4 protein-coding genes and 1 pseudogene are annotated in these 6,385 nt (G+C 75.8%); all 5 read left to right on the forward strand.

The annotated features are described in order from the left end of the window. Positions 1-1,925: serine/threonine-protein kinase (locus CCN44_RS39210; RefSeq protein ID WP_107502164.1), on the forward strand; the 1,925-nt coding region annotated here is incomplete at its 5' end. A gap of 32 nt (positions 1,926-1,957) precedes the next feature. Further along, positions 1,958-3,589 (forward strand): VWA domain-containing protein, encoded by a 1,632-nt coding sequence (locus CCN44_RS39215; protein ID WP_059253774.1) that lies wholly within the window; start codon positions 1,958-1,960, stop codon positions 3,587-3,589. Beyond that, positions 3,586-4,734, forward strand: a complete 1,149-nt coding sequence (locus CCN44_RS39220) for a hypothetical protein (RefSeq protein ID WP_223283740.1) — start codon at positions 3,586-3,588, stop codon at positions 4,732-4,734. Before CCN44_RS39215 ends, CCN44_RS39220 begins: the two co-directional genes overlap by 4 nt. Continuing rightward, positions 4,731-6,089: an ABC transporter substrate-binding protein gene (locus CCN44_RS39225; protein WP_086703858.1), complete on the forward strand. Its 1,359-nt coding sequence runs from the start codon at positions 4,731-4,733 to the stop codon at positions 6,087-6,089. The genes CCN44_RS39220 and CCN44_RS39225 overlap by 4 nt, the downstream gene beginning before the upstream one ends. Before the next feature lie 138 nt (positions 6,090-6,227). Further along, positions 6,228-6,385 (forward strand): annotated as a pseudogene (locus CCN44_RS46955) (winged helix DNA-binding domain-containing protein); the annotation flags it as partial.

Genomic DNA, 6,385 nt, shown 5'->3' on the forward strand with positions numbered 1-6,385 from the left:
CCGCCCGCGCCACCGGCCGCTGCCCCCGCTGCGGCACGCCGTACTCCTTCCTGCCGCAGCTCGCCAAGGGCGACCTCGTCGCCGACCACTACAAGGTCCTCGGCTGCCTCGCCCACGGCGGCCTCGGCTGGATCTACCTCGCCGAGGACACCCGCGCCGACGGCCACCGGGTCGTCCTCAAGGGCCAGATCAACGTGCACGACGCCCTCGCCCGCCGCACCGCCGTGGAGGAGCGCCGCTCGCTCACCGACCTGCACCACCCCGACATCGTCCGCATCATCACCTACGCCGAACACCGGACCCCCGGCCGCTCGCCCACCGGCTACCTGGTCATGGACTACATCGGCGGGCGCTCGCTCCAGCAGCTGTTCGACGCCGACGACGTCGAGCGGATCTTCCACGGCCGTCCCCGGCTCGACCACGTCCTCACCTACGGCTGCAAGATCCTCGGCGCCCTGGAGTACATGCACGAACGGGGCCTGCTCTACTGCGACATGAAGCCCGCCAACGTCATCCACTTCGGCCGGGCGATCAAGGTCATCGACCTCGGGGCCGTCCGCGCCATCGGCGACCGCGCCTCCGCCTACGTCTACACGGCCGGCTTCGCCCCGCCCAAGGAGGAGATCGACCGGCGCGGCTGGCACATCGACAGCGACCTCTACACCGTCGGCATGACCCTCCAGGCCCTGGCCCGCGGCACCGAGGCCGCCCGCGGCCTCGCCCCCGACTCCTTCCGCCGCCTCATCGCCCGCGCCACCCACGCCGAACCCCGCGCCCGGTTCCGCTCCGCCGCCGAGATGTCCCGCCAACTCTGGGAGGTGCTCCGCGAGTTCCGCTCGCTTCAGTTCGGCGAGCAGCTGCCGGAGAGCTCCACCCGGTTCCGCGCGTCCGGCGCCAGCCTGGACGCCGGACTCGGCGCCATCCCCGCCCTGGACCACTGGACCGGCCGCCCCGGCGAGCAGCCCCCCGGCCTGGACGTCTCCGCGCCCGCCGCCGCCGAGGTGGCCGGCGCCCTGCCCGAGCCGGTCCCCGACCCCGAGGACGGCGCCGCCCTGCTGCTGGACACCTTTCCGCCCGACGCCCCCGACCGGGTCGCCCGGCAGTGGCCCCGCCAATCCCGCCTCGGCACGCCCGAGACCGCCCTGTGGCTGTGCCGCGCCTACCTCCGGAAGGGGGAGCTGACGGCCGCGCAGAACTGGCTCGCCGAGGCCGAGACCCAGCTCGGCGAACGCGCCGCCCACGACTGGCGCATCGCCTGGCACCACGGCGTCCTGCACCTCAGCAAGGGCGAGGTGGACCTGGCCGGCGCCCGCTTCGACGCCGTCTATCGGGCCCTGCCCGGCGAGTACGTGCCCAAGCTCGCCCTCGGCTACTGCGCCGAACACACCGGCGAAGGGCGCCCGGCCCGGGCCATGCGGTACTACGAGGCCGTCTGGAAACGGGACTCCGCGCACACCGCCGCCGCGTTCGGCCTGGCCCGCGGCCACCTGGCCGGCGGCGACCGGGACGCCGCCGTGCACGTCCTGGACGAGGTCCCCGCCACCTCCCGGCACTACGACGCCGCCCGCATCGCGGCCGTCCGCATCCGCGCCGGCATCCTGCACGGCGGCCCGCCCACCCCGGCCGGCCTGCGGGACGCGGCCCGGCGGCTGCCCGAACTGCGCCTGGACGGCGGCGCCGCGAGCGGCGAGTCCCGGGCCCGGCTGGTCGCCGAGGTCCGCGAGAACGCCCTGCACGGCCGGCCGGCCCAGGGCTGGGGACCGGACTTCCCCGCCGGGGACCTCCTCGGGCCCGGGGACGAGGACGGCCTGCGCACCCGGCTGGAGCACTCCTTCCGGCAGCTGGCCGCCCAGGCCCGCACCGCCGGGGAGCACGGCCGGCTCCTGGACCTGGCCCACGCGGTCCGGCCGATGACCACCTTCTGACCCCACCCACGAACCCTTTGGAAGAGGCGCCGATGACCGTGGCCGAGGAGACCGAGGTGACGCTCGCGGTCGGTCAGCAGAAGGAACTGCCCGTCGCGCCGGACCCGCACGGGCGGCACCGCGAGCGGGAGATGCACGCCATCCTGGAGATCGGGGTCAGGGGCGGGGGCCGCCCGGGGCCCACCGGCACGCCCGTGCCCGGCACCGGTCCCGCGCTCGCCGAGGTGCTGATCGTCGACACCTCCCGCTCCATGCTGCACCCCGCCGCCAAGCTGCACGCCGCCAAGGACGCCACCGTCGCCGCGGTCCGGATGCTGCCCGACGGCACCGCGTTCGCCGTGCTCTCCGGGCGGTTCGACGCCACCCTGGTCCACCCCGCGTCCGGCAGCGCGGTGCTCGCCGTCGCCGGTGCCGCCGAACGCGAGGCCGCCGAACGCGCCGTACGGATCCTGGACGCGGACGGCGGCACCGCCATCGGCACCTGGCTCGACCTCGCCCGGCGGCTGCTCAAGGACCAGCCCGCCCCCGTCAAACACGTCCTGCTGCTCACCGACGGGCGCAACGAGCACGACCACCGGGCCGCGATGTCCCTGGACACCGCCCTCGACGCCTGCGAGGGCCGGTTCGTCTGCGACGCCTGGGGGATCGGCGACGACTGGGACGCCGAACTGCTGCTGCGCATCACCCGGCGGCTGCACGGCCGCGCCCGCGCCGTCCGCGCCGAGTCCGAACTGACCGCCGCCTACGAGGAATTGGTGGCCGGACTGCTCGGCACCGCGGTACCCGAACTGCGCATCCGGCTCACCCCCACCCCCGGCACGGTGATCCGCCAGGTGAAACAGGTGGTGCCGAGCGAGCAGGAACTGCTCCCCGTCCCGGCCGGCTCCGGCGGGCGCGGCGCGGAGTACGTCACCCGCGCCTGGGGCGACGAGGTACGGCACTTCCAGGTCGTCCTGACCGCCGACCCGACCGGCCGCGAGACCGGTGAGGACCTCCAGCTGGCCGCCGTGGAGGTCGTCGTACCCGACTTCGGCCGCCCGGTACGGCTGCCCGCGCCGCGGCCCGTCCTGGTGCGCTGGACCGACAACCCGCTCGACGCCTCCCGGCAGCATCCCGGCGTCCGCCGGCACGAGCTGTACCAGCAGGCGAGCGCCGCGGTCGCCGGAGCCTACCGGGCCTGGCTGCGCGGGGCGGAGGGACGGGACGCGGCCGACCGCGCACTCGCCCGCGCGCTCGCGCTGGCCGGCGAACTCGGCGACGCCCAGCTGCTCGGCGCGCTCCGGCTGATCGAGGCCGCCCCGGGCACCGGCCGCGTCCGCACCGGCCTGAAGGACGTGGACTGGCAGCACCTGATCCTCTCCAGCGCCCTGACGACCCCGCCGGAACCCCCGGCGGCCACCCCGCCGGCAGCGGTCCCGGCCGGAGCGGGCGCCGCCGCACCGGCCGGCGGCGTGCCACCCGGTGCCGGCGTGCCGTCCGGGGCGCCACCCGGGGCCGGCGGGCCACCCGGGGAAGCCGCCACCCCGCCCGGTTCCGCCGGACCCGGCTTCCCCGTCCGCCCCGACGGGCTCGTCGAGTGCCCGGACTGCCGATGGCTCGGCCCGGCCGACTCCGTCTACTGCGGAGGCGACTGCGGCCGGCTGCTGAGGGGGTCGCCCGCATGACCACCGGCAGAGGTACGACGCCCGCCCCCGGCGGCGGAGGTACGACGCCGGGACCGGCGCACCGTGCCGCCGTGCCCCCCGGCGCCGGCGCGCAGCCGGCCACGCCCTCCCCGCAGCACCCGCACCCGCACCCGCGGACGCGGCCCGCCGACCGTCGCCCACCCGGCCGGACGCACCGCCGCCTGGCCCGCCTGCTCGACCGGCTCCCCGGTGCCGGACCGCTGCCGGAGGCGGGCGGCAGCACGACCGCCCGCGACCTCGCCGTCCGCCGCCGCCTGCTGCTGGCGCTGTCGGCCCTGCTCACGCTGTCCCTGTTCGTGTCGTACCAGGGCGTGCACGGGGACGCGAACGCGCTGCGCACCTCCAGCGCCCCGGCCGTCCTGTCCCTCGACACCGCGCTGTACGCGCTCGGCCAGGCCCAGCGGGACGCCGGCGCGCCCGCCCCGACCAGCGACTTCCAGAAGCAGATCTCGGTCGCCGCGCAGAGCCTCTCGGCCGCCGCCGCGGACGACGACATCGGCGGATCGGGGGGCCGCCAGGCCCTCCAGACGATCACCGGACTGATCACCGTCTACGCCGTCAAGGTCCAGCAGTCCCAGCTCCAGCCGAACGGCAGCGTGCTGCGCGAGGCGTACCTCAGCTACGCGACCAGCATCCTGACGGAGAAGGGCTCCGGGATACAGGACCGGCTGAAGACCCTGCAACGGCAGCAGCGCGCCGCCGTGCACCGGCAGACCTCCTTCGGCCCGCCGCTGTGGCTCTCCTGGACCGTCACCCTGCTCCTCGCTCTCGCCCTGGGCGCGGCGCTGCTGGAGACCCAGCTCTTCCTGCGGCACCGCTTCCGGCGCCGCTACAACCGCCAACTCCTCGCGGCCTTCGCCCTGTCCGCCGCGGGTGTCGTCACCACCGTGCTGTTCACCGTGTGGACCCAGCAGGGCATGACGGACACCCGTCAGCTGCTCGACCGCCCGCTGCCCGGGCGGCTCATCCCCGACGCGGGGCGGGACACCGCCTCGTACCTGGCGCACACCGGCTTCCGCGCGTCGGCGGCGGTGTGGATCCTGATAGGAGGTGTCCTGCTGATGGCACTGGCCGAGACGGGCCTGCGGCGGCACATCGACGAGTACCGGTTCAGGCCCCGGTGAGCGGGCACCCCGGCGGCCCGGCGACGGCCGCACCCGGCACCCGCACCCGCCCCTCCCGCCGCCTGGTCCGCACGGTCACCGTGGTGGCGAGCTGCCTGGCCGTCCTGGCGGCGGCCGTCGTCGTGGGGGTGCGCGCCCTCGGGCAGGAGCCGACCGTCACCCTGCTGGCCAACTGGACCGGCGACGACGAGAAGGACTTCCGGGAGGCGGTCCTCGAGCCGTTCGAGCGGAAGTACCACATCCGGGTCGACTACCAGGGCAGCAACGCCGAGAGCCAGGTGCTCGGCGCCGACGTCGAGGCCGGGACCCCGCCCGACGTGGTGGTGCTCACCGGCCCCGGCGAACTCGCCGACTACGCGCGGCAGAAACACCTGCTTCCCCTCGAAGACCTCGTGGACCCCAAGGACTTCGGCACCTCCTGGGCCATGCCGCTGGCGGACGGGCACGTGTACTGGTTCCCGCTCAAGGCCGACTTGAAGAGCATCGTCTGGTACCCGGCCGGCGTCGGCGAGGAGCAGCGCGCCCAGGCGGCGCGGCAGCCGGCCGAGTGGTGCGTCGGCATGGGCTCCGGCGCCACCAGCGGCTGGCCCGGCACCGACTGGATCGAGGACATCCTGTTGCAGCGGTACGGCCCGAAGGTCTACGGCGACTGGGCGCGCGGCAGACTGCCCTGGCGGTCGCAGCAGGTGAAGGCGGCCTGGACCGCCTGGCGCGGCCTGGTCGGCGCCGGCGGCGACCCCGCCCTGGTCCGCCGGGCCCTCAAGACACCGTACGACGCGGCGTCGCAGCCGGTCACCGCGCGCCCGCGGGGCTGCACGCTGGAGCACCAGGCGTCGTTCATCCGCGGCCAGCGCGCCTGGCAACAGGCCGACGGCCGCTACGCACCCTCCGCTCAACTCCTCGCCGGCACCGCCGCCAACCAGGCGTGGGAGGTCTCCGGCGACCTGGTCGCCCTGCTGCACGCCACCCCGGCGGCCGAGAAGCTGATCCGCCACCTGGCCTCCGCCGACGCCCAACGCGCGTGGAGCGCCAAGGAGTCCGGCTTCTCCGTGCACACCGACGTCCGGCCCGCGCCCGGCGACGCCGGCCCGGACTGGCGCCGCTCCCTGGCCCGGACCCTCCGCGACGCACGGGAGACGCACTGCTTCGACGCCTCGGACGCGATGCCGCCCGCGGTACGCGACGCGTTCGCCGAGGCGACCATCGAGTTCCTCGCCCACCCGGACCACTTGGACACCCTGCTGCGCTCCCTGGACACCCTCAGCGGCACCCAGGGCCTGACCTGGCTGCCGTCGGTGTGCGACGGCGCGCCGGACCAACCGAGCGGGCTCAGCCCCGCGCCCATGCCGGGGTGAGCGCCCGTCCCTGCGCCCGGCATCGCGGACAGACGCTGTCCGCAAGGGCGTCAGCGTGCGGTCATGACCGACAGCAGAGGGAACGCGAGCTGACCGAACGCGGGTGCGGGGGAGCGGGGTGGTGCGGGGAGCGCGCCGGTGCTGGACGTCCGGGCGCTGAACCGGGCCACCCTTGCCCGGCAGTTGCTGCTGGACCGCTCCGCGATGCCGGTCCGGGACGCGGTCGGGCACGTCGTGGGTCTTCAGGCGCAGAACACCAAGCCCTCGTACCACGCCCTCGCCGCCCGGCCGGGCGG

The sequence above is a fragment of the Streptomyces tricolor genome (genome assembly GCF_002155905.1).
Classification (GTDB): domain Bacteria; phylum Actinomycetota; class Actinomycetes; order Streptomycetales; family Streptomycetaceae; genus Streptomyces; species Streptomyces tricolor.

Excerpts from the sequence above, each read along its gene's own strand:
- CCN44_RS39215 (WP_059253774.1), top strand. The coding sequence starts at position 1,958 with ATGACCGTGGCCGAGGAGACCGAGGTGACGCTCGCGGTCGGTCAGCAG.
- CCN44_RS39220 (WP_223283740.1), top strand. The coding sequence starts at position 3,586 with ATGACCACCGGCAGAGGTACGACGCCCGCCCCCGGCGGCGGAGGTACG.